Genomic DNA, 25,842 nt, shown 5'->3' on the forward strand with positions numbered 1-25,842 from the left:
GGTCTTGCTCTGCGCCGGGCATCGGGGCAGGCATTTTCTTTCCCCCTAATGTGTGACCTTATGCCCGCCGAAGTCAGCTGATTTGCCCACCAAGCAAGGAATTCGCCACAGTGTTCGTATCCTTCTTCCCGCAGCCGAAGCTCTTTTTCTCTTCGGCCGCCATTTGGAGCCTTGCGGCAATCCTGTTCTGGTTTTTCGGCGGTGAGCAATTGGGCGCCGTTTTCGGCCTGCCAGCCGCCGCCGCCGATGCGCCGCCCATCATCGGCATCGCTGTTCTCGTGTCGAAGCCGTTCCTCTGGTTCTACATCTATTTCGTGGCCTGCGTGGCCATCTTCTACGCATTCTGGAGTTGGTATTCGCCGCATCCGTGGCAGCGCTGGTCGATCCTGATGACGGCGGTCATCCTGTTCTTCATCTATTTCAATGTGCAGGTAAGTGTCGCCGTCAACGCCTGGTACGGGCCTTTCTTCGACTATGTGCAGGGGCTGATGTCAGGGACCGGAAAATCGACCAACGGTGAATTTTATACCGGGCTGGCCGACTTTTCCTGGCTCGCGCTGGTCGGCATGAATGTGCAGGTGGTCAATGCCTTTATCGTCAGCCATTGGATATTCCGCTGGCGCACGGCGATGAACAACTACTTCATCGAGAACTGGACCAGGCTGCGCCATATTGAGGGTGCTTCGCAGCGCATCCAGGAAGACACGATGCGGTTTTCGCAGATCATGGAAGATCTCGGCTCCAGCTTCGTCCAGTCGATCATGACCTTGATCGCTTTCCTGCCAGTGATGATCCAGCTGCAGGCCCATATCAGCGAATTGCCGATCGTCGGCGCGATCCCGCAGCCCCTGGTGGTCGCGGCGCTGGCCTGGTGTCTGTTCGGAACGATCTCCGTGATGATTGCCGGCCTGAAACTTCCGGGGTTGCAGTTCCGCAACCAGCGCGTCGAAGCCGCTTACCGTAAGGAACTGGTATACGGTGAGGATCATGCCGACCGTGCACAGCCTGCCACCACCGCCGAACTGTTCGCCAATGTCCGGCACAATTATTTCAGGCTCTATTTCCACTACATCTATTTCAACGTCGTCCGGTACACCTACCTGCAGGCCGACAACATCTTCTCGCTGCTGATCCTGGGTCCGTCGCTGGTCGCGCACAAGATAACGTTCGGCGCGCTGAACCAGATCTCGAACGCCTTCGGCAAGGTGACGGGTTCGCTGCAATTCCTGCTCACCTCGTGGTCGACCATTGTGGAGCTGCAATCGGTCCATAAGCGCCTGCGCGCCTTCGAGGCGACGCTGCTGGGCGAACCGCTGCCCGATATCGATCGGCGCTATCTGGCAAGGCAGGGCGCCGAAGATCCCGCCTGAGGAGATTTGGGTTGATGCCAAACAGGTTGGCGGCTCAGCCGCCAACCGAGGCCTGCTTCTGGACGACAGCCTGCCGCGAAACGTAGTCGCGAAAACTGATGCATTCGACATCGGCCTTGACGCAGACCTCGCCGGCAAAGCGCTCCAGCGCGTTCCAGTAGGCGCCGTCATTCATCAGCGTGAAGTGGAAGCCGAGTTCCAGCGGAATGCGCTTGCCCTGATACTGCGCGTCGAAGGCGGCGCGAAAGGCCTGATAGGTCCGGTTAGCGAACTCGTCCGCCATGCTCGGCCGCTCGAAACCGCCGGAATGCCTGACATAGAGATTGTAATCCATGGCGATTACCGGCCTGGATTTCGGTCCTTCCGGGATCTGCGGCAGTGAAAAGCGGGTGATGCCGCCGACGGTCGGCGGCTGGGCAGGACCTTGCGAGACGCCGCTGGCGTCGAACTCGTAGCCGGCGGCGGGCAAGGCCTCGTAAAGCGCCTTGCTGGCCGACAGATACGGCGCGCGGAAACCGATCACGGCATGCCGTGCGAAGTCGCGCCAGCCAGCGGGCTCAGGCGCGATGCCGTTGATTGCATAGGCATTCTCTAAAATGTGTTCGAACGAGGCGAATTCTTTCAGCCAGTCGGCCTTGCTCCAGTCCTTGCCGTCGAAATGGCCGCAGGCATGGCTGGCGATATCGTGGCCTTCATGCGTGGCAAGGCCGATCTGCTCGAGCCGCTCGGCCACTTCCTGCTTGGAAGCGGCAAAGCCGATGTTGGATTTGCCGGCCGTTTTGCCTGGTGCGGTGTATTCCTGGCGTGTCTCCTGCGACAGCAGGAAGACGCAGGAGAGAAAATAGGTGAAATGCGCGCCGGTGCGCTGCGCCAGCGCCCGGCTGCGCTTCCACTGCGAGATGTCGCGGGCGCTGTCGAAGGAGATGATCACCACCTGCTTCGGCTTTGCCGGCATTGGCGGCGCGGGCGGATCGGCCAGGGCCGCGCCGGCGGTGGCGAGGGAGACAAGCGAAAACGCGGCAACGCGGGACAAACAAGGCATCGGTAAACTTACAGGCTCCGGGCGGTCAGCAAGCCGGCTATCCCCGAAATGTGGCATGGGTGCGATTGGGCTTTCTGCCGGTTTGCCTGGGCAAACATCCGTTTGCCCTGGGTAAACATCCGTTTGCCCGGTGGGAATAGGCGATTTTCAGGCCGAACCCCTTCCATGCCGACAAAATTTCGCTAAAACGCGGGCTCATGAACCGCCCCGGCCCGGGGCAGGAATGGTTTTGATTGATGTCCGACGACAGTTTTATCCGTGAAGTCAACGACGAGATGCGTCGCGAGCAGGCGCAGAAGCTGTGGGACCGTTTCGGCCCGGCCTTGCTCGTCATCGCCATCCTCGTGGTGCTCGGCACCGCCGCCTTCGTCGGCTATCGCTATTGGGACGAGACGCGCGCCAACCGCTCCGGCGATGCCTTCTCGCAGGCGCTGAAGCTGGCCAATGACGGCAAGAACGACGAGGCGCTGGCCGCGCTCGATCAGCTGGAAAAGGATGGCTACGGCGCCTATCCGCTGCTTGCCCGCATGCGTGCCGCCACCGTCAAGGCGAGCAAGGGCGACGCTGCTGCCGCCGTCAAGGATTTCGACGATGTCGCCGCCGACACCGCCATCCCCCAGGGCATTCGCGACATGGCGCGGCTCAGGGCAGCGCTGCTGCTCGTCGACCACGGCTCCTTCGCCGACGTGTCCAGCCGCGTCGAGGCGTTGACGTCGGACACCAACACGCTGCGCCACGCGGCGCGCGAGGCGCTCGGCCTTGCCGCCTGGAAGGAAGGCAAGACCCAGGACGCGTTGAAGCTGTTCGACCAGATCGCCGCCGATGACGGCGCCCCGCGCAACACCCGCGAGCGGGCAACGCTGATGTCCGAGCTGATCCGCGGCTCGGGCAATGGCTCGTAAATGCATGTCGCCCAAAAAGTGTGCAGCGGTTTTGGGACAACGACATGCATGATTGTAGGACCGTATGACCTTCAAAGTCGCCATCATCGGCAGACCTAACGTCGGCAAATCGACCCTTTTCAATCGGCTGGTGGGAAGGAAGCTGGCGCTTGTCGACGACACGCCGGGCGTCACCCGCGACCGTCGCGTCCATGCCGCCAAGCTTTACGATCTGCATTTCGACGTCATCGACACCGCCGGTTTCGAGGACGCCGGCGCATCGACCTTGCCCGGCCGCATGCGTGTGCAGACCGAGATCGCCATCCACGAAGCCGACCTGATCTTCTTCACCATCGACGCCAAGTCCGGCCTGCTGCCGGATGACAGAACCTTCGCCGAGATCGTGCGCAAGTCCGGCAAGCCGGTCGTGCTGGTCGCCAACAAGGCCGAGGCCAAAGGCGCGCAGGGCGGCATGCTGGAAGCCTGGGAGCTTGGACTTGGCGAGCCGATCCCGGTTTCCGCCGAACATGGCCAAGGCATGCCCGATCTGCGCGATGCGGTGATCGCGGCACTTGGCGAGGGGCGCGCTTTCGGTGAGGACGAAGGGGGCGAAGACGACGAGATCGCCACCACCGAGGTGCTGATCGGCGAGGATATTGCCGACCCCGACGCCGAGGATGTGCACGCTTACGACGACACCAAGCCGATGCGCATCGCCGTCGTCGGCCGCCCGAACGCCGGCAAGTCGACGCTGATCAATGCGCTGATCGGCGAGGAGCGGCTGCTGACCGGACCAGAAGCCGGCATCACCCGCGATTCGATCTCGGTCGACTGGGATTGGCACGGCCGCCGGCTGAAGCTGTTCGACACGGCCGGCATGCGCCGCAAGGCGAGGATCCACGAAAAGCTGGAAGTGATGTCGGTGCAGGACGGCTTGCGCGCCATCCGCTTCGCCGAGATCGTCATCATCGTGCTCGATGCCACCATTCCCTTCGAGAAGCAGGATCTGCAGATCGCCGACCTGATCATCCGCGAGGGAAGGGCGCCGGTAATCGCCTTCAACAAATGGGACCTCATCGATCATCCGCAGGAACTGCTGGCGGAACTGCGCGAGAAGACCGAGCGGCTGCTGCCGCAGGTGCGCGGCATCCAGGCGGTGCCGGTCTCGGCCGAGACCGGGCGCGGCCTCGACAAGCTGATGGATGCGGTTCTCAGAACCCACAAGGTCTGGAACAGCCGCGTTTCGACCGGCAAGCTCAACCGCTGGCTCGAAGCCATACTGGCGCATCATCCGCCGCCCGCCGTTGCCGGGCGCCGGCTCAAGGTCAAGTACGTCACCCAGGCCAAGACCCGGCCGCCGGGCTTCGTGGTCCAGTGCTCGCGTCCGGATGCGATGCCGCAATCCTATGTGCGCTATCTCTCCAACAGCCTGCGCGAAGCCTTCGACATGCCGGGCGTGCCGATCCGCATTGCGCTGCGCACCTCCGACAATCCGTTCGCCGGCCGGGCCAAGAAACGCGGCTGAGCCTCAGTGCTCGTCCGATCAGGCGACCGCACGCAGGCCGGTAGTCCCCGCATTGCCCGGCAAGGCCTGCCGCGCCGCCTCCAGCAATATGGCGGCGAGGCGGGCCGCCACCGGCTCGGGTTCGGCATCCCGGCGGTGCAGAAAGAGGGCCATCTTGGGCAGTGCCGGCAGACCGGCAATCTCCGGCGTCATCGCGCTGACGCTGGCCGGCAGGCCGACATCGGTGCGGATCGTCAGCCCCAGGCCAGCCGCCACGGCCGCCCAGATGCCGCCGAGGCTCGGGCTGGAGAAGGCCATGCGCCAGGGCAGCCCGCCGCGATCGAGCGTCTCGGTCGCAACCGTGCGCAACAGGCATGGCGCCTCGAGCGCCACCAGGGGCAGCGGTTCGCCGTCGCGCAGGCTGGTCTCGATGCGCCTTGCCGGGCCGATCCAGCGCATGGGAACATCGGCGACATGCTCGCTGTAGGGCAGCGTCTGGCCGCTATGCCAGGCGAGCGCGATGTCGAGGTTGCCTGACATCACCCTTTCGGCAAGCTCGTGGCTGCGCGCGATCCTGGCCTCGATCTTGACCTTGGGGTGGGCACGGGCGAAGCGACCGAGCACATCCGGTAGCACCGCTTCGCCAAAATCCTCCTGCAGGCCGAGCCGCACCCAGCCTTCCAGTTCGACATCATGGATCGCCGCCGCCGCCTCGTCATTCAGCTCGAGCAGCCGGCGCGCATAGCCGAGCATGGTCTCGCCGGCCTCCGTCAAGGCCAGCCCACGCCCCGATTTGCGGAAGATCGGCGTCGCTGCCTGCTCCTCCAGTTTCTTCAATTGCGCGCTGACCGCCGAGGTCGACCGGCCAAGCCGGTCGGCGGCCTTGGCAAAGCTGCCCAGCTCCATGCCGGTGACGAAACTGCGGAGAACGTCGAGGTCGAAGGTCACGCGTCGCATGGAAACGTCCTGTTTTTCAGGATCAATATTCAAAAACTTCCTGATTTTAAGGATGAACTTATGGCGCTAGGGAAATGCCGTCAAGATCCACGCGACTGGACCACCACGGGAATGAAACCATGTCCTCCATTGTCGACTGCACCGACCAAGACACGCAAAAACCCCTGGGAGGCAGTGCTGCCGGCCCTACCGGAAGGGTATTCAGCCCTGGCCACCGCTGGAAGGTCCTGGGCATCGGTGTCGCCGCGAACGCCAGCTTCTCGGCCACCTTCTCCGGCATACCGGCAACGGCGGTCGTGCTTCGTCAGGGCTATCACCTGAGCAATGCCGAACTTGGCCTGGCACTCGGCCTTCTCGGCCTGGGGGTTGCGCTGAGCGAATTGCCCTGGGGCTTGCTTACCGATCGCTGGGGCGATCGCCGCGTGCTGCTGATCGGGCTTGGCGCGACGGCGGCCTGGCTCCTTGCCATGGCCATGCTCGTCGTACCGACAAGGTCAGGCGTTCCCGATGTCATGCTCCTGTCGGCAAGCCTGCTCCTCACCGGCCTGCTCGGCGGCAGCGTCAATGGCTCGAGCGGCCGAGCCATTATGGGCTGGTTCCGGGAAAGCGAGCGCGGTTTCGCCATGAGCATAAGGCAGACGGCGGTGCCACTTGGCGGCGGCCTAGGCGCGCTTGTCCTGCCTTCGCTCGCCTTGGCTTTCGGCTTTGCCGCGGTGTTCGCGCTGCTGGCCGGCGCCTCCGCTCTCTCGGCGCTGTTTGCCTGGCGCTGGCTGCATGAGCCGCCGACGGCGGGGCACGTCGTCGCGTCGGCTGTGGCCGGACCGGCGCCGCTGCGCAACATCGAGGTCTGGCGCATCGCCACCGCCATCGGCCTGCTCTGCTTCCCGCAGGTGGCCGTGCTCACCTTCGCATCGGTCTTCCTGCACGACTTCGTCGGGCTGGGGACGGCGGCGATCAGCGCGAGCCTCGCCGCCGTGCAGATCGGCGCCATGGTCATGCGCGTCTGGAGCGGCCGCTTCACCGACCGCCATGGCAACCGCCGCCAGCTTCTGCGCGCATGCAGTGCGCTCAGCGGGTTGGCCTTCTCTGTGCTTTGGCTGATGGTCATGGCCAGCCCCACATTGCCGGGCGGCCAGTCCTTGCTGATTGCCGTCCTTCCCTTGGTGCTGATTGTCGCGGGTATCTCGGTTTCCGCCTGGCACGGCGTCGCCTATACCGAGCTTGCCACGCTGGCCGGCGCCGGCCATGTCGGAACCGCGCTCAGCTTGGCCAACACCTTCGTCTTCGTCGGCTTCTTCCTGGTGCCGGTGGCCATCCCCGGGCTGCTGCACCTCTGGTCATGGTCAGGCGTATGGTTGTCGGCCGCCATCTGCGCGCTGGTCGCCTGGCCCGTCTTCCTGCGGCCGGCCTGAACGTCCCGGCCGCAAAACCGCCCGACTTCCAAACCACGACCTTGAGCCGACTGAGAAAACCCGATCGATCCCGTTAACGTCCCATCAAGGTTAATGCATCATTTTGCTCTCCAGTGGGGTCAGTAGCGTTCCTGGAGAGAGTTCCGTGCATCGACGCGTCTTGAAGCGGCTTGTTGCCGCCGCCGGTGAGAAGAAACGCAATTTTGTGTCTCCTTTCATCATCGGCCTCGGCATCTGGATCGGCTTCCCGACCGTCGCCGCCTACCAGGACATGACGAGCCTCGTTTCCGGCCTCGAATCGCCGACCGCGCGCTGGAATTCCTATGTCGAGAGATCCGTCGCAGGTTCGACCCATGCCGCCGAGATGCCCTTCGTCGATTCCGACGTCACCGGCTCGATCTCCGGATCGGGTATTCACCTGGCTGGCGTCGGCAACGTTTCGTTTCGCGGCAAGGGCGGCAAGGTCAGCGGCTCGCCCGACGAGGACCGCGTGGTGCGCGCCGACAAGAAGGGCCGCATCGTCCAGGTGTCGCCCGTTGCGCCGCCGAAGAACTTCAACGCCGGTTCGATCTTCCAGCGGACCTCTTCCCTGATGCGGCCGAGCATGGACGGCGGCCTGAAGATGGCCTTTGCCAAGCCGCAGATCAAAGGCAAGGAAATCCAGATCGCCGCGGAATTCCATGCGCGTGAAGACAAGAAGCCGGATCCCGGCATGCCGGCCATGCTTGCCGCCTTGGTCAACAACGATCATCCCGATGTTCTGGCAACGGCCTATGCGCAGTCCGAGCCGGACTATGCCAAGGCCTCGCCCTTCGAAGCCCTGCTGCAGGATGAACAGCCCAACAGCGGCCGCTTTATCCCGCCGATGGCCAAGGGCGACCATTGGTGGATTCAGAACCCGCTGCCGGCCAGCGTCTTCTCAAAGCCTGAGCAAAAGTGCCTGGCCAACGGCATCTATTTCGAGGCGCGCAGCGAATCCGTTCGCGGGCAGGCCGCCGTTGCCCAGGTCATCCTCAACCGTGTGCGCAATCCGGCCTATCCCAATTCGATCTGCGGCGTCGTCTATCAGAACGACAGCTGGTTCAACCGCTGCCAGTTCTCCTTCGCCTGCGACGGCAGGAAGAAGCGCATCGACAGCCCGGCCGCCTACAAGACCGCGCAGGATATCGCCATGGCCGTCACCGCCGGCAAGATATTCATTGCCGAGGTCGGATCGTCGACGCATTACTATGCCCAATATGTCCATCCGGGCTGGGCGCGCACCATGCAGAAGATGACGAAGATCGGCCTGCACATCTTCTACCGCACCTATGGCGGCGGCTGGAGTTGAGAGCTCGCCGGCCGATGGTCTTTTCCATCGGCCGCAGGCTCGACCAGGCAGCCATTGCCGGGAGGATTCGCGCAGCGCATCCCCATCATCGCGGCGGGCACGATGTCGCACCTCGCTAATTAATTGATTTTATTGCTTAAAATACATGGCAATGATCTTCCGCCCGTGGCTTGACGGGCGCAAACCCTCTAACTATGTTGCCGGCGACTTTAGAAGCGGACGGACGGTGACGGTCTGACCGGGCAGGGGGGTTGCGATGGCCGATAAAAACAGGCCAGACGGAACCGGAGAAACCGGCCGCGGCAAGCAGCATGAACCTGACATCCGCGACGACGATCTTGAGCGACGTCGGCGTGAACTTGAAGCATCGCTTGCGACAAGGCTGCCGAACCGGCTCGAGGGGAAAGACGACGCGAAAGCGGGCAGTGCGGCCGGATATGGCCAGGCGGTCAAACTCTCCAGTGAATTTATCGCTGGCGTGGTGGTGGGCGCCGGCATCGGCTGGATCATCGACCGTATGGCGGGGACATCGCCGTGGGGTCTGATCGTTTTCCTGCTGCTTGGTTTTGGCGCCGGCGTGCTCAATGTCATGCGTTCGGCAGGCGTTGTGGCAGAATTCGGACAGGGCGACAAATCACGCTCTGGCCGGGACGACAGCAAATGACCGCCTTTCAGGCGGCATTCGGAAATAGCCGCCCTCACGCGGCAATGGTAATTTGGCCGTACGCGGCATTGACGGGGTTAGAACGTGGCAGCTGACAAGGTCGATCCGATCCACCAGTTCCATATCATCAAGCTGGTTCCGATTAACATCGGCGGCTACGACCTGTCCTTTACGAATTCGGCACTGTTCATGGTCGCGACCGTGGTCGTCGCAGCCGCGTTCCTGTTCCTCACGACATCGAGCCGCAGCCTGGTTCCCGGCCGGCTGCAGTCGATCTCCGAGATGGCCTATGAATTCGTCGGCAACATGTTGCGCGATGCCGCCGGCACGCAGGGCATGAAGTTCTTCCCCTTCGTGTTCTCGCTGTTCATGTTCGTGCTGGTCGCAAATCTGCTGGGCCTGTTTCCTTATTTCTTCACCGTCACCAGCCACATCATCGTCACCTTCGGCCTCGCCGCCTTGGTGATCGGAACCGTGGTGGTCTACGGCTTCATGAAGCACGGCCTCGGCTTTCTGAAACTGTTCGTGCCGCATGGCGTGCCGGTGTTCCTGCTGCCGCTGGTGGTACTGATCGAAGTCATCTCCTTCGTCTCGCGCCCGGTCAGCCTCTCGGTTCGTCTGTTTGCCAACATGCTTGCCGGTCACATCACCCTGAAGGTGTTTTCAGGCTTCGTCGTCAGCCTCTCCGCGCTCGGCGCGGTCGGCGTCGCGGGCTCGGTCCTGCCGCTGGCCATGGCGGTGGCGCTGACGGCGCTTGAATTGCTGGTCGCCTTCCTGCAGGCCTACGTCTTCGCGGTGTTGACCTGCATGTATCTCAACGACGCCCTGCATCCCGGGCATTGAGGAAGAGTTTCCGGCCCAAGGACATTGGCGCCGGATGGAAACGCAACGGAATTTCAGATCCAAAGGAGTTGAACAAATGGACGCAGAAGCAGCAAAGTACATCGGCGCCGGCATCGCTTGCCTGGGCATGGGTGGCGCGGGCATTGGCCTGGGCAACATCTTCGGCAGCTACCTGTCGGGCGCGCTGCGCAACCCGTCGGCTGCTGATGGCCAGTTCGGCCGCCTGATCTTCGGCTTCGCCGTGACCGAAGCTCTGGGCATCTTCTCGCTTCTCATCGCGCTGCTGGCCCTGTTCGGCTGAGCCAGGCTTTGGGAAGATATTGGACAGGCCGGCCGCGCAAGAGGCGGGCCTGATATCTGGGGATAGTCCATGTTCGTGACATCTGCCTTCGCGCAAGAGTCCGCGCCATCAGCCGATACCAGCCATGCCGCGACCGGAGCCGATACGAACTCCGGTACCAGCGTGCCTGCCGAAGCGCATGGCGCATTTCCGCCCTTCGATCCTGCGACCTTCCCGTCGCAGCTTCTATGGCTGGCAATCACTTTTGGGCTGTTCTACCTCTTCCTGAAGCGGGTCGTGGTGCCGCGCGTCGGCGGCATCATCGATGTCCGTAACGATCGCATCAGCCAGGACCTCGATCAGGCATCGAAGTTGAAGGGCGAGGCCGACGCCGCCGTTGCTGCCTACGAGCAGGAACTGGCCGAAGCCAAGAAGAACGCCAACTCGATCGGCCAGCAGGCCGCGGATGCGGCCAAGGCGGAAGCCGAGACCGCGCGCAAGAAGATCGAGGCCGCGCTCGACGAGAAGCTTGGCGAGGCCGAGGCGCGCATTTCGTCCATCAAGGCCAACGCCATGAAGGAAGTCGGCGGCATCGCCGAGGACACGGCTTCGGCGATCGTCGAGGCTCTGGTCGGCGGCAAGGCCAGCAAGGCCGAGATCGCGGCCGCGGTCAAATCCGTGGCCCGGTGAGGAGCGCATCATGGACGCTACATCTCTCGCAACGCTTTGGGCCACGATTGCCCTGATCATCTTCCTGGGCGTCGCCATCTACATCAAGGTGCCCGGTCTTATCGCCAAGGCGCTCGACGCCCGCGCTGCCAGGATCAGCAGCGAACTCGACGAGGCACGCAAGCTGCGCGACGAGGCCCAGCAACTGCTCGGCCAGTACAAGAAGAAGCGCAAGGAAGCCGAGCAGGAGGCAGCCGACATTGTCGCGGCCGCCAAGCGCGAAGCCGAAATGCTCGCCACCGAAGCGCACAAGAAGACCGAAGACTATGTCGCCCGGCGCACGGCACTTGCCGAGCAGAAGATCGGTCAGGCCGAGCGTGACGCGGTCGCCGAGGTGTGCGCCAGCGCCGTCGACATCGCCGTCGAAGCCGCCCGCGCGCTGCTCGCCGCCAAGGTCGACGTCAAGGCCGGAGCCGACCTGTTCAAGGCTTCGCTCGCGGATGTGAAGGCCAAGCTGAACTGAGCTGACATTTGGATATCAAAAGGCCGCCCGGGCAACCTGGCGGCCTTTTTTGTTTCAGCGCCGAGGCCAACGCTGCCGATCTCCCCCCTTGTGGGGGAAATGCCCGGCAGGGCAGAGGGGGGCGCCAAAGAATGCCGGCCTTGGTTGCCTCTGGCCAACTTTGAATCCGCCTTAGGCTGGAGATGTTCAGGAAGCCGAGTAGGATCGATCGATATCCCGGCGGGACAGCGCCCCCCTCTGTCCTGCCGGACATCTCCCCCACAAGGGGGGAGATCAGCTATGTCGCTGTCGGCTCAATCCAGCCCGGCGAGGCTCTCTTCCTCAACCACCTCGGTTCCGCCCAGCCTGAACGGCGCGAACGAAATGCGGTGCAGCCGTGCCACCGGGCCATGCGTCTCGATCGCCGTGCGGTGCCGGGCCGTGGCGTAGCCCATATGGACCTCGAAGCCGTAGCGGTCGTGGTGGCTGCCGCAGCCGCACATCATGCGGTCGCGCATCACCTTGGCGACGATGGAGGCGGCGGCGATCGACTGCGAGCGCTGGTCGCCCCTGATCAGCGCGCGTCCATCGCATGGCAGTCCGGGCGGCACGTCGCGGCCGTCTGCAAGCGCGAGCTTCGGGCGAACCGACAGCCCGACCAAAGCGCGGCGCATCGCCTCGAGGCTGGCCTTGAGGATATTGCTGCCGTCGATGCCTTCGGCGCTGATCGACGCCATCGAAACCGCCTGCGCGGAGCCGAGAATGCGCAGGAACAGCGCCTCGCGCTGCAAATGGCTGAGACGTTTGGAATCGTCTAGGCCTTCAGGGATGTTGGCGGGATCGAGCACCACCGCTGCCGCGACCACCGGTCCGGCCAAAGGACCGCGGCCAGCCTCGTCCATCCCGGCGACCGGCCACAACCCGTCGGCCATCGCCTTCGTTTCGAAGGAGAAATCGGGTTTCTCGACGATTTCGAAGAGAAGCGGAGAATCGGAACGCGCGCGAGCCATGTTGCGGCGAGGTTCGCATCGGCTCCGATTCTCCGCAAGTCCCTCCGGGTCGGGTGGGGCGCCGGACCGGGAGGGCACCGTCTGCAGGCCGGGGCAGGCCGGACGGGATTTTGTGCGCCGTGGCAGCTCAAACCGCCGCCGCGAATTGCAGTCTCACAGCAGCATCAACTGCTCCTGGTCCTTTCCGGCGGCGATGAACTGGTCGGTGCGCAACGTGCGCCGTTCGGCATTGAGGCCGAGCCGCTTGGCGGTGATCTCGAATCGCCGGCCGATCTGCCAGGCGTAGGGTCCGGCGCCCTTCATGCGCTTACCCCATTCCGAATCGTAATCCTTGCCGTCACGCATCGACCGGATCAGCGACATCACGTGGCGATAGCGGTCGGGATAGTGGCGCAGCAGCCAATCCTTGAAGATTGGGCTGACCTCCAGCGGCAGGCGCAGCACGACATAACCCGCCTCGCGCGCACCGGCGGCGTAGGCCGAATCGAGGATCCGCTCCATTTCCTGGTCGGTGAGGCCGGGGATGATCGGCGCCACCATGACCGAAGCCGGAATGCCGGCGTCAGAGAGTTGCCGGATCGCTTCGAGCCGCTTGGTCGGCGTCGACGCGCGGGGCTCCATCGTCCTGGCCAGCATGCGGTCCATGGTCGTCACCGACAGCGCCACCTTGGCCAGTCCGCGTTCGGCCATGCGCGACAATATGTCGATGTCGCGCGTCACCAGGGCGGATTTGGTGACGATGCCGACCGGATGGCCGCGCGCTTCCAGCACTTCGAGGATCTCGCGCATGATCCGGTACTGTTTCTCGATCGGCTGGTAGGGATCGGTGTTGGTGCCGATGGCGATGGTGCGCGGCTGGTAGCCGTCCTTGGACAGTTCCTTGTCGAGCAGCCGCGCCGCATCCGGCTTGGCGAACAGCTTGGATTCGAAATCCAGTCCCGGCGACAGGCCCATGAAGGCGTGCGTCGGCCGCGCGAAACAATAGACACAGCCATGTTCGCAGCCGCGATAGGGATTGATCGACCGGTCGAAGGAGATGTCGGGCGATTCGTTGCGGGTGATGATGGTGCGCGGCTTTTCCACCTGCACTTCGGTCTTGAACGGCGGCAGTTCCTCCAGCGAACTCCAGCCATCGTCGAAGACATGCCGGCTGACCGGTTCGAAGCGGCCGGACGGATTGATGCCCGCCGACCGTCCGCGAATGCGGTCCGGACGGATGCGCATGCCACTCTGCTCGATCATCGCATTGGCCATTTCGGCTCGTCCTGCCCCGAAGGCTGCAATGTCGGCACGCACGATCGGTTCCATCTTGGCCCGCTCCCAGGGACTGTCCATGTTGTGTCGAATCGCTCTGTTCATGAAATTATTCCTATTTTGCCAACGAGAACAAAGCAAGAACTTTTTATGCTGCGCCGCAAAAACTGGCGCTGTGCGCGGCTTTCCGCTATTCGGCTAAATATGCTCAGTGTTCTCATCGAAACCCGCAATGACGAGGAGGCTCTCGCCCGCACGCTTGGCTCGCTGATTGGCGGCGCGGTCGAGGGCGTGGTGCGCGAAGTTGTCGTCTGCGACACCGGCTCCAACGACCAGACGCATCATGTCGCGGACCATGCCGGCTGCCACTATGTGGCAAGCGGCGGTATCGCCGCCGGGATAAGGCAGGCCAAGGGTGATTGGCTGTTGCTGCTGGAGCCGGGCGCGCGGCTGGTGGAGGGCTGGACCGACGCGGTCGTCGCCCACACGGCGAGGCAAACCATGGCGGCGCGGTTTTCGCGCGCGCGGGGCAGCCGCACGCCTTTCCTGGCCAGGGTCTTTTCGGGAAACCGTGCGCTCGCCGACGGGCTGGTGATCAGCAAGCGCCAGGCCGCATCGCTGTCAAAGAGTGCCAGCAGCGCCGAGGCGCTGGCGCGGGGCCTTGCGACGAAGAAGCTCGAGGCCGAGATCTGGGTGGCGCCGCCGAAGCAGCAACACCGCGCGCCGAAGTGATTTTTTGCACCTGCTCTGCTCATTGTGCATTGCACAAAATCTGACGCACGGTTAGCCTTTCCCGAGGTGGGTGAATTGGGTTTGGGTCATGCGAGTGGTGGGCACCGATGCGGCATCGGTGTCACCCTCAAAGAAGAGGACCCGATGACGCTTTCAACCCCTGACAATTCCGGTGCTGACAGTCTCGAAGCCATTGCGCGCAATGGCAGCCTGCTGCGGCGTATTGCCGTGCGCATTCCGACCTATCTCACGGACCTGCGCGAAAACCCGGCCTGGCTGCCGATGTTCATGCTGGCGCGCACCATGCCCGGGCGCCGGATGCATTGGCTGGGCGCAAAACGCGCCCGTCCTGCCGACAATGTCGGGGATACGATGTTTTCCGGTGTCGAGCGGGCGGCGGTGGTCGATGCGCTGCGTTCCGACGGCCTGTTTTCAGGCCTCGTCCTGCCGCCGGAGATCCATGAAGAGATCGCGGATTTCGCGGGGCGCAAGCCTTGCTTCGGCAATTTCGACCGCCGTCTCGAATTCATGCCGGGCGACCATGCGCAGGCCGAGAAACGCCTGGGCCGCTCTCTGCTCAGCGGACACTATTTCGAGCGCATCCTCGACTGCCCGGCGGCACTCGCTATACAGCGCGATCCGCTGCTTCTCGACATTGCAGCGCACTATCTAGGCGCTCAGGCGAAACTGATCACGACGCGCGTCTGGTGGAGCTTTCCGACCGGCAAGGCCTCGGACGCCGACAAGAACCTTGCCTCGCTCGGCAAGTATCATTTCGACCTCGACGACTGGCGCATGCTGAAGTTCTTCTTCTACCTCAAGCCGGTCGATGCCGACACCGGTCCGCATGTCTATGTCAGGGGTAGCCACAGGCGCCGCGCCATCAAGCATCAGTTGACCCTGCTGGTCGGCCATCCCGCCCAGGAGGTGCTGGACGTCTATGGCGAGCACAGCCCGGTGACGCTGACCGGCGAAGCCGGCCTCGGCTTCGTCGAGGATCCGTTCGGCTTTCACATGGGCACCGTGCCGACGCGCACGCCGCGGCTGATGATGGAAGTCGGCTTCGGCGTCTCACGCCCCTCGCGCCGGCGCTTTCATGGCGAACCGGTTATTCGGTAAAGGCGAACCGGATCTCCACCTGCATCCACCGCACCTGTCGCCGGGCAATGCGGCTTTCCCTGCTCTCGGCATCATAGTCCACGGCGACTGGTTCGCGGCTGAACTTCAACCGGTCGTCCAGGGCATTGACGATGGCGATCGCCCTTGAATCACCGTCATCGGTGGTGATCGCCGCGACGTAGACACCGCAGTCCCGGCAGATCAAATAGTCGGCTGTACGCAGGCCGAACCGATATCTGTGCAATTGGGCTTCGTCCTTGATCAAGACGGTCAGCCTGCCGTCCGGATCGGCGACGGCGCGCGAGCCATGTTTGGTGCAGAACGAACATTGGCAGGCGCGGACCTCGATTTGCGAGGGGTCGATATTGGTTGAAAATCGAAGTCGTATGTTGCCGCAATGGCACCCGCCGGCATGCTCGTTCATCGTATCTTCCTGGGCCGTGATCGGCCTTCCACGAGAAGGTACTTTCTCCGGCATCCGGTTTGGAATGGCTTTTGGAAGGCACTGACGCCGTTCTGCCTTCCAAGCGCGGCGTGAAACCCGGGCTTTGCCCTCAGCTCTTACGGAGCCGACTTCCCGCGCCGCAGATGTTCGTCCAGGCGCGGCATGATCTCGACGAAGTTGCAGGGCATGTGGCGGTAGTCGAGCTGCGCCTTGAGGATGCCGTCCCAGGCATCCTTGCAGGCGCCGGGCGAGCCCGGCAGCACGAAGACGAAGGTGGCGTTGACGACGCCGCCGGTCGCCCGGCTCTGGATCGTCGAGGTGCCGATCTTGTCGTAGGAAATGCGGTGGAACACTTCCGAAAAGCCGTCCATCCGCTTTTCGAAGATTGGCTCCAGCGCCTCCGGTGTCACGTCGCGCCCGGTAAAGCCGGTGCCGCCGGTGGTGATGACGACATCGATGGCCTTGTCCCGCGACCATGCCAGCACCGTGTCGCGGATCTTGTCGCGGTCGTCGGTGACGATGTCGCGAGCGGCCAGGATGTGACCGGCCTCGGTGATGCGGTCGGCCAGCGTCTGTCCGGATTTGTCGTCTGCAAGGCCGCGCGTGTCCGAAACCGTCAGCACCGCGATACGCACCGGAATGAAGGAACGGCTCTCGTTGATACCAGCCATGTCACTCAGCCTCCGATGGCATGCTGCGCGTCGCCGCGACGAACCAGTCGGGCTGGCGGCCGCGGATCTCGGCAGCCGCGCGCTTGGCGACATTGCCGGTCTCGAACAGGCCGAAACATGTCGCGCCCGATCCCGACATGCGTGAAAACCCCGACCCGGCCTTGTTGAGCCATGACAGGGCCCTGCCTATGGCGGGCTGCAGTGCAAGGGCTGCCGGCTCCAGATCGTTGCGGGTAATCTCCAGCCAGTTGCGCAGGCTGTGAAAATCGATGCTGCGCGGCAGCGGCGGCAGGGGCTCGTTGTCGCGGCGAGACAGGGTCGCGAAGACATCCGCCGTCGACACCGGCGTGCCTGGATTGACCAGCACCAGTCCCAGCGCCGAAAAGTCCGGTACGATCGACAGCTCGTCACCGATGCCGCGCGCCACCAGTGGCTTTGCCGCCAGGCACATCGGTACGTCGGCGCCAAGCGAAAGGCCGATCCGCGCCAAGCCGGCGTCGTCCAGATCCAAGGCCCATGCCTGCGCCAGTCCGCGCAACACGGCCGCCGCATCGCTCGACCCGCCGCCGACGCCGGAGGCAACCGGCAGGTTCTTTTCGAGTTTTATGGAGATGGGCGGGGTCCGTGAGGGGCCAGCCTCCCGTCGCAAGGCATCGCGGGCCTTGAGCACAAGATTGCTGGCGTCGAGCGGAACCGCCGGCGCATAACGGCCCGACACGGTGAAATCATCGTTATCGGCGAGCGCGATCTCGACCCGGTCGCCAAAGCGTGTGAACACCGCCAGACTGTCGATCAGATGGTAGCCGTCAGCACGCCTGCCGGTGACGTGTAGCGCCAGATTGATCTTGGCATGCGCGTGCCAGATACACGAACCGATCTCGGTGTCCACGGCGTCAGTCGTATAGGGGATGATGCTCAGTCCTTGGCCAGCCGGTATTCGCCGGTCTTCGGGTCCTTGACCAGCGTTCCCATCGCGCCATTGGCCGCCTGCTTTTCGGTGCGCCGCACCTTGGCCGTCACACGCTCGGCTTCCCGGATGAAAGTGCGGTAGCCAAAATAGGCGGCGGCGCCAACGACGGCGAAGAAGATGATCTGCGGCATGTCACAACTCCTACCACGCTGGGCCGGCGAAGGCGGCCGGTCGGGTCGGTTGATGCATGTCGCCCAAAACTGTGTCCGGTTTTGGAAAAACGGCATGCATGGACTTCAAGCCTTCATGCTAGACGGTTTTGCGCGGTTTTCAAAGCCCGAAGCGGGCCCACAATGCGCGCTCTTCCGCCGCATCGATGACGCCGCTGGCGGCGGCGGCGGCAATATCGGGCGCTGAAAAGCCCTTGCTTGAGCCGAACAGGCCGAAACGACCGAGGAAACCGCGCGGCGCGGTGATCAGCCTGAGCTGGGTCTTCGCGCCAAACCGGGTCTTCAGCACCGTGCGCATGTCGCCGAGTGCATCGACGAGGCCGAGCTCCACGCCTTTCTTGCCGGTCCAGAACAGACCGGTGAACAGATCCGGATCGTCCTTCAGCTTCGTGCCGCGCCGCTCCTTGACCAGATCGATGAAGGTTTCGTGCACCTCGAGCTGCAGCGCCTTCAGCCGTTCCACGTCTTCTTTTTTTTCGGGCTTGAACGGATCGAGCACCGCCTTGTTCTGGCCTGCGGTGTGGACGCGGCGCTCGACGCCGATCTTCTTCATCAGTTCGGGAAAGCCGAACGAGGCCGAGACCACACCGATGGAGCCGACGATGGAGGAGGGATCGGCAAAAATCTCGTCGCCGGCGACCGCGATCATGTAGCCGCCCGAGGCCGCGACATCTTCGACGAAGACCAGCACCTTCTTGTTCTTTTCAACCGCCAGGTCGCGGATGCGCCTGAAGATCAGGCGCGACTGCACCGGCGAGCCGCCAGGCGAATTGATCGAGATGGCAACCGCCGGCGCATCGAAGGAAAATGCCTTCTCGATAAGGCCGGCTGTCGAGGCCAGCGACAGATTCTGCCGGAACTGGCCGCCGGCCATGATCGTGCCGTGCAGCCGGATGACCGGAATGGTGACGACGGTGGAGCGCCAGGATTTCGGCAGCAGGCGGTTGAAAAAGCGTTTCACGAGGGCGCGGTCTCCGGTCGATAGGTTGCAGGCATGTAGGGATTTCCCGGCCAACGGCAATGCGGCGGCGAGGAATAGCTCAATCTCCAAACAGCGAGGCGAGACCGTTGGCAATCATTTCGCTGCGCTCGTCGGGGCTATTGCCCGATTGCGCGTGAAGCATCAAAGGCGGACGGATGGCAAGTTTTCCGCGCGCGCCGAGCGCTGCCCGCACAATGATACGGATCGCCGCTGCGTCGGGGCGAGGGTGCACGGCGAGCAGCTCGGCATCGCCGAAGCGACCTGACATCGCGTCGAGAATGGCGCCGAGCTGTTCGGGCCGCGCGATGACGGCAAGCCCGCCGCGCGGCCTGACCACCGCTGCCGCGCTGCGGATCCAGCTTTCGAACAGCCCGTCCTCCATGACATGGGCTTCCTTTCGCAGCCGGTCAGGCGTGGCGCGGTCCCTGGCTGCGTTGAAGGGCGGGTTCATGATGACATAGTCGAAGTCGTTGTCGGCCAGACCTGCCGCCACCCGGGCCTGGCCTGAAACCGTGACGTCGGCGACGAGCACGGATGCGCGATCGCTGAGATGCGCATTGCCGGGGTGAGCAAGGGTAGCCGATGCGAAGGCGGCCATTTCCGGTGCGCGTTCGACCAGAACGGCCCGGGCAGCCGGGCAGCGCGACAGCACCGCCAGGCCGGCAGCGCCGGCGCCGGCGCCGAAATCGGCGAGACGTCCGCCAAAGACGGACGGCACGGACGCCGCCAGCATCATCGCATCCATGCCGGCGCGGTGGCCGCCATGCTTGGGCTGGACGAGCCAGAACCGGCCGCGATGGAAGGCATCGACCGTATGGGCCGGCGTGTCCGAGCCGAGGGTGTCAAGGGCAGGGGCGGCTGGCGCGGTCGACATTATTTTGTGCGGATCTCGTTGGCGATGCCGGCATCCCTGAGGATGCGACGAGCGGCATCGGCCTGGTCGGCGTCGACCATGACGCGCTTCTGCAAAAGCCCGATCGACCCTTCGAGAATGCTCATATTCTGATCGGCGACAAAGCAGGCGATACCGGCGTCGCGCATCAGCGATTCGACGAAGGAGATGATCACGGCATCGTTGGTGCGGACAAGCTCTATCATCGTATGAAACTCGCAGTTTGCGCCATTGATGTAAACGGGCAGGGGATTCGGCGGCAGAGCCTTGGCTCCATCCAGGATCGTTAACAGGCTGTCACCGCCGCCGCGCCAATTCGCCACTTGCCGTGGCCGTGTCCGCCGCCCTAGAGTCCGTATCGGGACTAAGGGTGCCGTCGCACGCGTTGTAACAAGACGGGAGTTATTGTCGTGGGTGTCGTTCTCAACATCGAAAACGGGAAGCGGGAGCCCGCCTCCATCAAGGATCTGATCGATCTGACGGCGGCCGACATGGGACGCGTCAACGAATTGATCCTGTCCAAGGCCGGCTCCGACGTCGAGATGATTCCGGAGGTCGCCAACCATCTGATCTCGTCGGGCGGCAAGCGGCTCAGGCCGATGCTGACGCTCGCCGCCGCGCAGATGTTCGCCTATGCCGGCGAAGGCCATGTCAAGCTGGCCACCTCAGTCGAGTTCATGCATACCGCGACTTTGCTGCACGACGACGTCGTCGACGAGAGCGGCATGCGCCGTGGCAAGAAGACCGCCCGCATGATCTGGGGCAACCAGGCAAGCGTGCTGGTCGGCGATTTCCTGCTTGGCCAGGCCTTCCGCATGATGGTCGATGTCGGCTCGCTCGAAGCGCTCGACATCCTGTCGAGCGCCGCCTCGATCATCGCCGAGGGCGAGGTCATGCAACTCGCAGCCGCCAAGAACCTTGAAACCACCGAGGACGAGCACTTCGCCGTCATCAAGGCCAAGACAGCCGCACTGTTTTCGGCCGCCGCCGAAGTTGGACCGGTCATCGCCCAGGCGACCCGCAATGATCGCGCGGCACTACGCTCCTACGGCATGAATCTCGGGCTTGCCTTCCAACTCATCGACGATGCGCTGGATTATGGCGGCACCAGCAAGGACCTGGGCAAGAATGTCGGCGACGATTTCCGCGAGGGCAAGGTGACCTTGCCGGTCATCCTCGCCTACCGGCGCGGCACCAAGGCCGAGCGCACCTTCTGGAAGCGCGCCATCGAGGACAATGTCGTCGACGACGCGGGCCTAGAAAAGGCGATCGGCCTGATGACCCGTCACGGCGCCATCGCCGACACGATCGGCCGCGCCCGCCATTTCGGCGAGATCGCCCGCGACGCGCTGGCGCCGCTGGAAGAAACGCCGCAGAAATCGGCGCTGATCGACGTCATCGATTTCTGCATCAGCCGGGTGAACTGAGAAGGCCGTCTTTTCTCCGAATTTCCCGTCGCTTTGTACTGGGGAGAACGATGGCGAACACGGCCTCGTCGTCTCGACAAGCGGCCTTACGGCAAATTATCTATAAAACATGGCAAAGGGCACGGACGACACCATCGCGGTGCGCATCAGCAAGGCGCTGGCGGACCGCATCATCTCGGGCGCGATCGAGCCTGGAGCGCGGCTGCGCCAGGATCATGTCGCCGAGGAATTCAACACAAGTCATGTTCCGGTGCGCGAGGCCTTCCGCCGTCTGGAGGCGCAAGGCCTGGCCGTCAGCGAACCGCGCCGTGGCGTGCGCGTCGCGGCTTTTGATCTCGGCGAGGTCAAGGAGGTCGCCGAAATGCGGGCCGCGCTCGAAGTGCTGGCGCTGCGCCACGCCGCGCCGCATCTGACGTCGGCTATTCTCGATCTTGCCGAGGAGGCGACCAAGGCCGGCGACAAATCCCGCGATGTCCGATCCTGGGAGGAAGCCAACCGCGCCTTTCACCGGCTGATCCTGGCGCCATGCGGCATGCCGCGCCTGCTCGCCACCATCGACGATCTGCATGCCGCCAGCGCCCGCTTCCTGTTCGCGGCATGGCGCTCGGAGTGGGAGGCGCGCACCGACCAAGACCATAGGGCGATCCTGACCGCTTTGCGGCAGGGGAACACCGAATCGGCCGCGGCGACGCTGGGGCGGCATGTCCAATGGATCGGCCGCAAGCCGGTCAGGACGGCGTCCGGCGCGACGCGCGAAGCCTTCGCGATCGTGGGTTGATGCCCCTCACCCAAAAGTGGCCCTCAATTTGGGGCGCCATCCATAAAGCAATGACCTGAAGCGCATCGGGACGCAGTTCAGACGCTCTTTGTCGTGGGAAGGCTTGCTATGTTGCGAGAAATGTGGATTCGATAATAGATCGAAAACAGAAATTATCTATAATTTCAAATCGACCGAAGGGACCCTCATGACAGACATCGCATTCACGTCCAGCAAGCCGTCCTTCAGCCCGCTCCGGCTTCAAGACCGCTCGCTCGCCTGGCAGGTCGGAGCCGTGGTGCTCGGCACGCTGTTCCTGGCGCTGTCCTCCTACATCGAAGTGCCGATGGTGCCGGTTCCCGTGACCATGCAGACCTTCGCGGTGACGCTGATCGGCGCGCTCTATGGCTGGCGGCTTGGCGCGGTCACCATCGCGGCATGGCTGGTCGAGGGTGCTGCCGGCTTTCCGGTGCTGGCCGGGGGCGCTGCCGGCGTCGCGCATTTCGTCGGGCCGACCGGTGGCTATCTCTTCGCTTTCCCGATCACCGGCGCGCTTGTCGGCTGGCTGGCCGAACGCGGCTGGAACGGCGACAGGGTGGTGCTTGCCTTCGCCGCCATGCTGCTCGGCAATCTTGCCTGCCTGGTGCTCGGCACGGCATGGCTCGCCGTCATGATCGGCACTGAGAAGGCCATTACCTTCGGCTTCCTGCCGTTCATTGTCGGCGGCTTGCTGAAGTCGGCGCTTGGTGCCGCGACACTCATGGCGCTCCCCCGTGGCAAGGCGAAGCCGGCCAATCCGTGACGATCAGGCTGCGCGCTCATCATCTCCTTTGCCTGCTCACCTATGTGGGCAAGGGATACAGCCCCGCCTTCACCGTCAATTATGACGCGATCGCGGAGCGCCTGAGCCGGGGCGAGGACATCCTCCTTGTTTCCGGCCCGGATGATGTCTGCGCGCCTTTGCTCGAAGGGCCGGACCCGCATTGCCGCAACGAGAGCGTCATCGAGCGGGACCGGCTTGCCGCACGCGATGTCGGGGATCTTCTGGCCCGACCAATCCAGCCCGGCGTCCGCCTCGATCTCGACGCGGCAATCCTGGCGCGGCTGCGACGGGCGTTCTCCGTTGGTGGCGTGCGCAAGGCTTGCGGCGGTTGCGAATGGAACGAGCTGTGCGGCGCGATTGCGGCCGGCGGCTTTCCCGAGACGAAAGTGCAGCGATCCGTCGTGCAGCGCTGACCTTGACGCCGGCCTTTCCGCGGCCGAAAATCTCCTCCAGCCATGGTTTGTTAATCGGCTGACCCGATTGTGAATTTCAGGCGGATTGAAGCGCGACCCCAAAAAGGCCATGCTTTGCCCGGAAAGATCGAGTCTACGTCGATCCCGCTGAAGCGGAGATGGCGCCTGGCTGAAAGGGATACGATGCAGCAAGGACGTGCGCGCTGGCTGACAAGGCTGGCAATTGTGACGGGCATGGCGATTTCGGCTTTGCCGGCCTATGCCAAGCAATCCACCGAACCGGTCAAGATCTCGTCGTTCTCGGGCGCCTATCTGGCAGCGCGGATCGCCGAAGGCGACAACGACCTCGACAGCGCCATCGCCTACTACAAGCAGGCCCTGGCCTTCGATCCGAGCGACACCGGCCTGCAGCAGAGCCTGATGCTGTCGCTGATCGCGCAAGGTCGCTTCGACGAATCCCTGGTCTATGCCGACAAGCTCAAGGAAGTGCCCGATGTCGAGCGCTTCTCGCGCCTGGCGCTGGCCGTCGATTCTTTCCACAAGAAGGATTTCACCAAGGCCCAGTACTGGCTGAAGCTGTCACTGGAGTCCGACCTTGACCGGCTGATTTCCGGCGTGATGTCCGGCTGGGCCGAACAGGGTGCTGGCCAAGCCGGCGACGCGATGGCTTCGATCGACAAGCTTCAGGGCCCGGACTGGTTCGGCCTGTTCAAATCCTTCCACCGCGCCCTGGTCGCCGATGCCTCGAACATGCCCGAAAAGGCCGAGGCGATCTACGCCGCGACGATGCAGGATACCGCCGCCGGCGGAGCCGCGCCCGAAACCTGGATGCGCAACGCGCAGGCCTATGCCTCGTTCCTGGCCCGCAAGGGCGACAAGGCCAAGGCGATCTCGGTGCTCGACCAGGCCGAGGCGTTTTCGCCGGGTAAGCTCGAAATCGTCGCCTTGCGCGACAGGATCAGCAAGGGCGACAAGATCGCGCCCTTCGTGTCCGGTCCGTCCGACGGTGCTTCCGAAATCCTGCTCGACCTCGCCACCGCGCTCAACCGGGGCGGCGGCGAGCCGTTCGTTCGCCTTTACCTGCAATATGCGCTCGCCCTGCGGCCCGACAGCGACGCGGCTCTCGTGCAACTCGCCGCCGTCGCCGAGCAGCTGAAGGACGGCGAGGGCGCCATCGCGCTCTATCGGCGGATTCCCGATTCTTCGCCGCTGAAGGAGCTTTCTGATCTGCAGCTTGGCCTCAACCTTGCCGATCTCGACCGCCATGACGAGGCGATCACCCATCTGAAGGCCTTCGTCGAGGCTCATCCCAACGACATGCGCGCCTATCTGGCGCTTGGCGGGGTCTATTCCTCCAAGGACGATTTCCGCTCGGCCGCCAACCTCTACGACAAGGCCGTCGAGGCGCTGAAGACGCCGACCGCTGCCAACTGGAACATCTTCTACCAGCGTGGCATCGCCTACGAGCGGCTGAAGGAATGGCCTAAGGCCGAACCGAATTTCCGCAAGGCGCTGGAACTGCAGCCGGACCAGCCGCAGGTGCTGAACTATCTCGGCTATTCCTGGGTCGACATGAACACCAACCTCAAGGAAGGCCTGGCGATGATCCAGAAGGCCGTCGACCTCAGGCCGAGCGACGGTTACATCGTGGATTCGCTGGGCTGGGCCTATTTCCGCCTCGGCCGCTTCGATGACGCGGTGCGCGAGATGGAACGCGCCGTATCGCTGAAGCCCGAAGATCCGGTTCTCAACGACCATCTCGGCGACGCCTACTGGCGCGTCGGCCGCAAGCTGGAAGCCACCTTCCAGTGGAATCAGGCGCGTGACCTGAAGCCCGATCCCGACGTGCTGGCCACCTTGCAGCAGAAGCTGATGAAGGGCCTGCCGCCGATCGAATCCAACACGGCGCAGGAAACGCCCAAGGTCAAGCCCGAGCCGGTACCTGTCCCGAAGGGGTGAGATCGGCTACTTTTGAATGCGAACGGGGCTTCTTTGGGAGCCCCGTTTTCGTTTGGAGGCGCGCAGCCCTCAAAACAGCTTCCGGTAGACGACGAAACCGGAGCGTTCGCCGACCTTGTCATAGAGTCTCATCGCGGTCTGATTGGTTTCGTGCGTCAGCCAATACACCCGTCCGGAGCCGGCGGCCTGCGCGCGCTCATAGACGCCTTCGATCAGCGCCCGGGCGATGCCTTTGCCACGCGAAGCCTGCGTGGTGAAAAGATCCTGCAGATAGCAGTTCGGTGCGATCGCCGTCGTGCTGCGGTGGAACAGATAGTGCACGAGGCCGAGGAGCTGTCCCTGGCTTTCAGCCACCAGCGCATGGACCGGTTCATAGGCGTCGAAGAAGCGCGACCACGTCATCGCGGTGATCTCGCTTGCCAGCGCCGTCTCGCCGGCGCGGCCATAAAATGCGTTGTAGCCGTCCCACAGCGGCAGCCATTGCTCGTAATCCTGTCGCGTGACCGGGCGGACGATGATGGAGCTGGGCATGGCTGGACCTGTGGTCGTTGATGTGGGCTGGAGGGACGAAACAGACCGCAGGCTCCCGAGCCCGGCAATGGGCCAGTCCCCGGCAAAGTCTTCAACACCGCCCGGCATACTCATGGCGGCTCGCATCCGGCGCGCCCCTTGCTTGACGCTTCGCCGCCGTGTCTCTAGGACGGGCCGGCAAGTGCATGATCCCGAAAAGTGGATACCGGTTTTCGGAAAAGATCATGCTCGAG

At 63.7% G+C, this 25,842-nt stretch carries 29 protein-coding genes; 17 read left to right on the forward strand and 12 right to left on the reverse strand.

Annotated features, from left to right (window positions below):
- Positions 1-110 precede the first annotated feature (110 nt).
- Positions 111-1,370 (forward strand): peptide antibiotic transporter SbmA, encoded by a 1,260-nt coding sequence (gene sbmA / locus FJV83_RS02740; RefSeq protein ID WP_095771088.1) that lies wholly within the window; start codon positions 111-113, stop codon positions 1,368-1,370.
- Positions 1,371-1,404: 34 nt separating this feature from the next.
- On the opposite strand, the gene FJV83_RS02745 is transcribed toward sbmA, so the two are convergent.
- Positions 1,405-2,412: a polysaccharide deacetylase gene (locus FJV83_RS02745; RefSeq protein WP_142884969.1), complete on the reverse strand. Its 1,008-nt coding sequence runs from the start codon at positions 2,410-2,412 to the stop codon at positions 1,405-1,407.
- Positions 2,413-2,648: 236 nt separating this feature from the next.
- On the opposite strand from FJV83_RS02745, the gene FJV83_RS02750 reads away from it, so the two are divergent.
- Together FJV83_RS02750 and der are read left to right on the forward strand one after the other, a co-directional pair.
- Positions 2,649-3,314, forward strand: a complete 666-nt coding sequence (locus FJV83_RS02750; RefSeq protein WP_142884970.1) for a tetratricopeptide repeat protein — start codon at positions 2,649-2,651, stop codon at positions 3,312-3,314.
- A gap of 64 nt (positions 3,315-3,378) precedes the next feature.
- Positions 3,379-4,818, forward strand: coding sequence for a ribosome biogenesis GTPase Der (der, locus tag FJV83_RS02755; RefSeq protein WP_142884971.1), 1,440 nt, complete (start codon positions 3,379-3,381; stop codon positions 4,816-4,818).
- Positions 4,819-4,836: 18 nt separating this feature from the next.
- On the opposite strand, the gene FJV83_RS02760 is transcribed toward der, so the two are convergent.
- A complete protein-coding gene (locus FJV83_RS02760) occupies positions 4,837-5,754 on the reverse strand; it encodes a LysR substrate-binding domain-containing protein (RefSeq protein ID WP_142884972.1) in 918 nt (305 codons plus the stop codon).
- Between the two features lie 119 nt (positions 5,755-5,873).
- On the opposite strand from FJV83_RS02760, the gene FJV83_RS02765 reads away from it, so the two are divergent.
- The 7 genes from FJV83_RS02765 to FJV83_RS02795 all read left to right on the forward strand — a co-directional run bounded on the left by FJV83_RS02765 (position 5,874) and on the right by FJV83_RS02795 (position 11,475).
- Positions 5,874-7,166, forward strand: coding sequence for an MFS transporter (locus FJV83_RS02765; protein ID WP_142884973.1), 1,293 nt, complete (start codon positions 5,874-5,876; stop codon positions 7,164-7,166).
- Between the two features lie 145 nt (positions 7,167-7,311).
- Positions 7,312-8,496 carry a cell wall hydrolase gene (locus FJV83_RS02770; protein ID WP_095791284.1) on the forward strand — a complete coding sequence of 395 codons (1,185 nt, stop codon included), beginning with the start codon at positions 7,312-7,314 and terminating at the stop codon, positions 8,494-8,496.
- 256 nt (positions 8,497-8,752) lie between these two features.
- The gene (locus FJV83_RS02775; protein ID WP_095786645.1) at positions 8,753-9,160 is read left to right on the forward strand and encodes an AtpZ/AtpI family protein; all 408 of its coding nucleotides are present in this window, start codon (positions 8,753-8,755) and stop codon (positions 9,158-9,160) included.
- A gap of 84 nt (positions 9,161-9,244) precedes the next feature.
- A complete protein-coding gene (locus FJV83_RS02780) occupies positions 9,245-10,003 on the forward strand; it encodes a F0F1 ATP synthase subunit A (protein WP_019856924.1) in 759 nt (252 codons plus the stop codon).
- 76 nt (positions 10,004-10,079) lie between these two features.
- A complete protein-coding gene (locus FJV83_RS02785) occupies positions 10,080-10,304 on the forward strand; it encodes a F0F1 ATP synthase subunit C (RefSeq protein WP_013896722.1) in 225 nt (74 codons plus the stop codon).
- Between the two features lie 69 nt (positions 10,305-10,373).
- On the forward strand, positions 10,374-10,973 hold the full coding sequence (locus tag FJV83_RS02790) for a F0F1 ATP synthase subunit B (protein ID WP_142884974.1): 600 nt from the start codon (positions 10,374-10,376) through the stop codon (positions 10,971-10,973).
- A 10-nt stretch (positions 10,974-10,983) separates the two neighbouring features.
- On the forward strand, positions 10,984-11,475 hold the full coding sequence (locus tag FJV83_RS02795) for a F0F1 ATP synthase subunit B (RefSeq protein WP_142884975.1): 492 nt from the start codon (positions 10,984-10,986) through the stop codon (positions 11,473-11,475).
- A 293-nt stretch (positions 11,476-11,768) separates the two neighbouring features.
- Here FJV83_RS02795 and FJV83_RS02800 read toward each other — a convergent pair whose 3' ends face one another.
- Together FJV83_RS02800 and FJV83_RS02805 are read right to left on the reverse strand one after the other, a co-directional pair.
- Positions 11,769-12,464, reverse strand: a complete 696-nt coding sequence (locus tag FJV83_RS02800; protein ID WP_142884976.1) for a ribonuclease HII — start codon at positions 12,462-12,464, stop codon at positions 11,769-11,771.
- A gap of 153 nt (positions 12,465-12,617) precedes the next feature.
- Positions 12,618-13,772 (reverse strand): PA0069 family radical SAM protein, encoded by a 1,155-nt coding sequence (locus FJV83_RS02805; protein WP_142885067.1) that lies wholly within the window; start codon positions 13,770-13,772, stop codon positions 12,618-12,620.
- 150 nt (positions 13,773-13,922) lie between these two features.
- On the opposite strand from FJV83_RS02805, the gene FJV83_RS02810 reads away from it, so the two are divergent.
- Together FJV83_RS02810 and FJV83_RS02815 are read left to right on the forward strand one after the other, a co-directional pair.
- On the forward strand, positions 13,923-14,450 hold the full coding sequence (locus FJV83_RS02810) for a glycosyltransferase (RefSeq protein WP_095771078.1): 528 nt from the start codon (positions 13,923-13,925) through the stop codon (positions 14,448-14,450).
- A gap of 144 nt (positions 14,451-14,594) precedes the next feature.
- Positions 14,595-15,569 carry a hypothetical protein gene (locus FJV83_RS02815; RefSeq protein ID WP_142884977.1) on the forward strand — a complete coding sequence of 325 codons (975 nt, stop codon included), beginning with the start codon at positions 14,595-14,597 and terminating at the stop codon, positions 15,567-15,569.
- Here the strand turns inward: FJV83_RS02815 and FJV83_RS02820 are convergent.
- From FJV83_RS02820 to FJV83_RS02850, 7 genes are all read right to left on the reverse strand, one after another.
- A complete protein-coding gene (locus tag FJV83_RS02820; RefSeq protein ID WP_095771076.1) occupies positions 15,559-15,993 on the reverse strand; it encodes an aldehyde-activating protein in 435 nt (144 codons plus the stop codon). The genes FJV83_RS02815 and FJV83_RS02820 overlap by 11 nt on opposite strands.
- 137 nt (positions 15,994-16,130) lie before the next feature.
- Complete coding sequence (gene moaB / locus FJV83_RS02825) at positions 16,131-16,685, reverse strand: molybdenum cofactor biosynthesis protein B (protein WP_142884978.1); 555 nt, start codon at positions 16,683-16,685, stop codon at positions 16,131-16,133.
- Position 16,686: 1 nt separating this feature from the next.
- Positions 16,687-17,574 (reverse strand): 4-(cytidine 5'-diphospho)-2-C-methyl-D-erythritol kinase, encoded by an 888-nt coding sequence (locus FJV83_RS02830; protein ID WP_142884979.1) that lies wholly within the window; start codon positions 17,572-17,574, stop codon positions 16,687-16,689.
- Positions 17,575-17,600: 26 nt separating this feature from the next.
- Complete coding sequence (locus FJV83_RS02835; RefSeq protein WP_019856933.1) at positions 17,601-17,786, reverse strand: membrane protein; 186 nt, start codon at positions 17,784-17,786, stop codon at positions 17,601-17,603.
- Positions 17,787-17,925: 139 nt separating this feature from the next.
- Entirely contained in the window at positions 17,926-18,786 is an 861-nt protein-coding gene (locus tag FJV83_RS02840) for a S49 family peptidase (RefSeq protein WP_095771073.1), read from the reverse strand.
- A gap of 79 nt (positions 18,787-18,865) precedes the next feature.
- The gene (locus FJV83_RS02845) at positions 18,866-19,681 is read right to left on the reverse strand and encodes a tRNA1(Val) (adenine(37)-N6)-methyltransferase (RefSeq protein ID WP_142884980.1); all 816 of its coding nucleotides are present in this window, start codon (positions 19,679-19,681) and stop codon (positions 18,866-18,868) included.
- On the reverse strand, positions 19,681-19,905 hold the full coding sequence (locus tag FJV83_RS02850; RefSeq protein WP_027041409.1) for a DUF2007 domain-containing protein: 225 nt from the start codon (positions 19,903-19,905) through the stop codon (positions 19,681-19,683). Before FJV83_RS02850 ends, FJV83_RS02845 begins: the two co-directional genes overlap by 1 nt.
- A 204-nt stretch (positions 19,906-20,109) precedes the next feature.
- Here FJV83_RS02850 and FJV83_RS02855 point away from each other — a divergent pair, with 204 nt between their 5' ends.
- The 5 genes from FJV83_RS02855 to FJV83_RS02875 all read left to right on the forward strand — a co-directional run bounded on the left by FJV83_RS02855 (position 20,110) and on the right by FJV83_RS02875 (position 25,078).
- Positions 20,110-21,126: a polyprenyl synthetase family protein gene (locus FJV83_RS02855; protein WP_142875377.1), complete on the forward strand. Its 1,017-nt coding sequence runs from the start codon at positions 20,110-20,112 to the stop codon at positions 21,124-21,126.
- A gap of 109 nt (positions 21,127-21,235) precedes the next feature.
- Complete coding sequence (locus FJV83_RS02860; RefSeq protein WP_095771071.1) at positions 21,236-21,904, forward strand: GntR family transcriptional regulator; 669 nt, start codon at positions 21,236-21,238, stop codon at positions 21,902-21,904.
- Between the two features lie 187 nt (positions 21,905-22,091).
- Positions 22,092-22,685 (forward strand): biotin transporter BioY, encoded by a 594-nt coding sequence (locus FJV83_RS02865; RefSeq protein WP_142884981.1) that lies wholly within the window; start codon positions 22,092-22,094, stop codon positions 22,683-22,685.
- On the forward strand, positions 22,682-23,119 hold the full coding sequence (locus FJV83_RS02870) for a DUF1284 domain-containing protein (RefSeq protein ID WP_142884982.1): 438 nt from the start codon (positions 22,682-22,684) through the stop codon (positions 23,117-23,119). Before FJV83_RS02865 ends, FJV83_RS02870 begins: the two co-directional genes overlap by 4 nt.
- 183 nt (positions 23,120-23,302) lie before the next feature.
- Positions 23,303-25,078 carry a tetratricopeptide repeat protein gene (locus tag FJV83_RS02875; RefSeq protein WP_095791291.1) on the forward strand — a complete coding sequence of 592 codons (1,776 nt, stop codon included), beginning with the start codon at positions 23,303-23,305 and terminating at the stop codon, positions 25,076-25,078.
- 69 nt (positions 25,079-25,147) lie between these two features.
- Here the strand turns inward: FJV83_RS02875 and FJV83_RS02880 are convergent, their stop codons facing one another.
- A complete protein-coding gene (locus tag FJV83_RS02880; protein WP_095771067.1) occupies positions 25,148-25,609 on the reverse strand; it encodes a GNAT family N-acetyltransferase in 462 nt (153 codons plus the stop codon).
- Positions 25,610-25,842: the final 233 nt, after the last annotated feature.

Origin of the sequence: Mesorhizobium sp. WSM4307 (assembly GCF_007003945.1) — a bacterium.
Classification (GTDB): domain Bacteria; phylum Pseudomonadota; class Alphaproteobacteria; order Rhizobiales; family Rhizobiaceae; genus Mesorhizobium.

Coding starts and splice junctions, on each gene's coding strand:
- der (WP_142884971.1), top strand. CDS start 3,379: ATGACCTTCAAAGTCGCCATCATCGGCAGACCTAACGTCGGCAAATCG.
- FJV83_RS02745 (WP_142884969.1), bottom strand. CDS start 2,412: ATGCCTTGTTTGTCCCGCGTTGCCGCGTTTTCGCTTGTCTCCCTCGCC.
- FJV83_RS02775 (WP_095786645.1), top strand. CDS start 8,753: ATGGCCGATAAAAACAGGCCAGACGGAACCGGAGAAACCGGCCGCGGC.
- FJV83_RS02845 (WP_142884980.1), bottom strand. CDS start 19,681: ATGTCGACCGCGCCAGCCGCCCCTGCCCTTGACACCCTCGGCTCGGAC.
- moaB (WP_142884978.1), bottom strand. CDS start 16,685: ATGGCTGGTATCAACGAGAGCCGTTCCTTCATTCCGGTGCGTATCGCG.
- FJV83_RS02835 (WP_019856933.1), bottom strand. CDS start 17,786: ATGCCGCAGATCATCTTCTTCGCCGTCGTTGGCGCCGCCGCCTATTTT.
- FJV83_RS02880 (WP_095771067.1), bottom strand. CDS start 25,609: ATGCCCAGCTCCATCATCGTCCGCCCGGTCACGCGACAGGATTACGAG.
- FJV83_RS02805 (WP_142885067.1), bottom strand. CDS start 13,772: ATGGAACCGATCGTGCGTGCCGACATTGCAGCCTTCGGGGCAGGACGA.
- FJV83_RS02785 (WP_013896722.1), top strand. CDS start 10,080: ATGGACGCAGAAGCAGCAAAGTACATCGGCGCCGGCATCGCTTGCCTG.
- FJV83_RS02860 (WP_095771071.1), top strand. CDS start 21,236: ATGGCAAAGGGCACGGACGACACCATCGCGGTGCGCATCAGCAAGGCG.
- FJV83_RS02815 (WP_142884977.1), top strand. CDS start 14,595: ATGACGCTTTCAACCCCTGACAATTCCGGTGCTGACAGTCTCGAAGCC.
- FJV83_RS02765 (WP_142884973.1), top strand. CDS start 5,874: ATGTCCTCCATTGTCGACTGCACCGACCAAGACACGCAAAAACCCCTG.
- FJV83_RS02795 (WP_142884975.1), top strand. CDS start 10,984: ATGGACGCTACATCTCTCGCAACGCTTTGGGCCACGATTGCCCTGATC.
- FJV83_RS02850 (WP_027041409.1), bottom strand. CDS start 19,905: ATGATAGAGCTTGTCCGCACCAACGATGCCGTGATCATCTCCTTCGTC.
- FJV83_RS02760 (WP_142884972.1), bottom strand. CDS start 5,754: ATGCGACGCGTGACCTTCGACCTCGACGTTCTCCGCAGTTTCGTCACC.
- FJV83_RS02875 (WP_095791291.1), top strand. CDS start 23,303: ATGCAGCAAGGACGTGCGCGCTGGCTGACAAGGCTGGCAATTGTGACG.
- FJV83_RS02790 (WP_142884974.1), top strand. CDS start 10,374: ATGTTCGTGACATCTGCCTTCGCGCAAGAGTCCGCGCCATCAGCCGAT.
- FJV83_RS02810 (WP_095771078.1), top strand. CDS start 13,923: ATGCTCAGTGTTCTCATCGAAACCCGCAATGACGAGGAGGCTCTCGCC.
- FJV83_RS02800 (WP_142884976.1), bottom strand. CDS start 12,464: ATGGCTCGCGCGCGTTCCGATTCTCCGCTTCTCTTCGAAATCGTCGAG.
- FJV83_RS02750 (WP_142884970.1), top strand. CDS start 2,649: ATGTCCGACGACAGTTTTATCCGTGAAGTCAACGACGAGATGCGTCGC.
- FJV83_RS02865 (WP_142884981.1), top strand. CDS start 22,092: ATGACAGACATCGCATTCACGTCCAGCAAGCCGTCCTTCAGCCCGCTC.
- FJV83_RS02820 (WP_095771076.1), bottom strand. CDS start 15,993: ATGAACGAGCATGCCGGCGGGTGCCATTGCGGCAACATACGACTTCGA.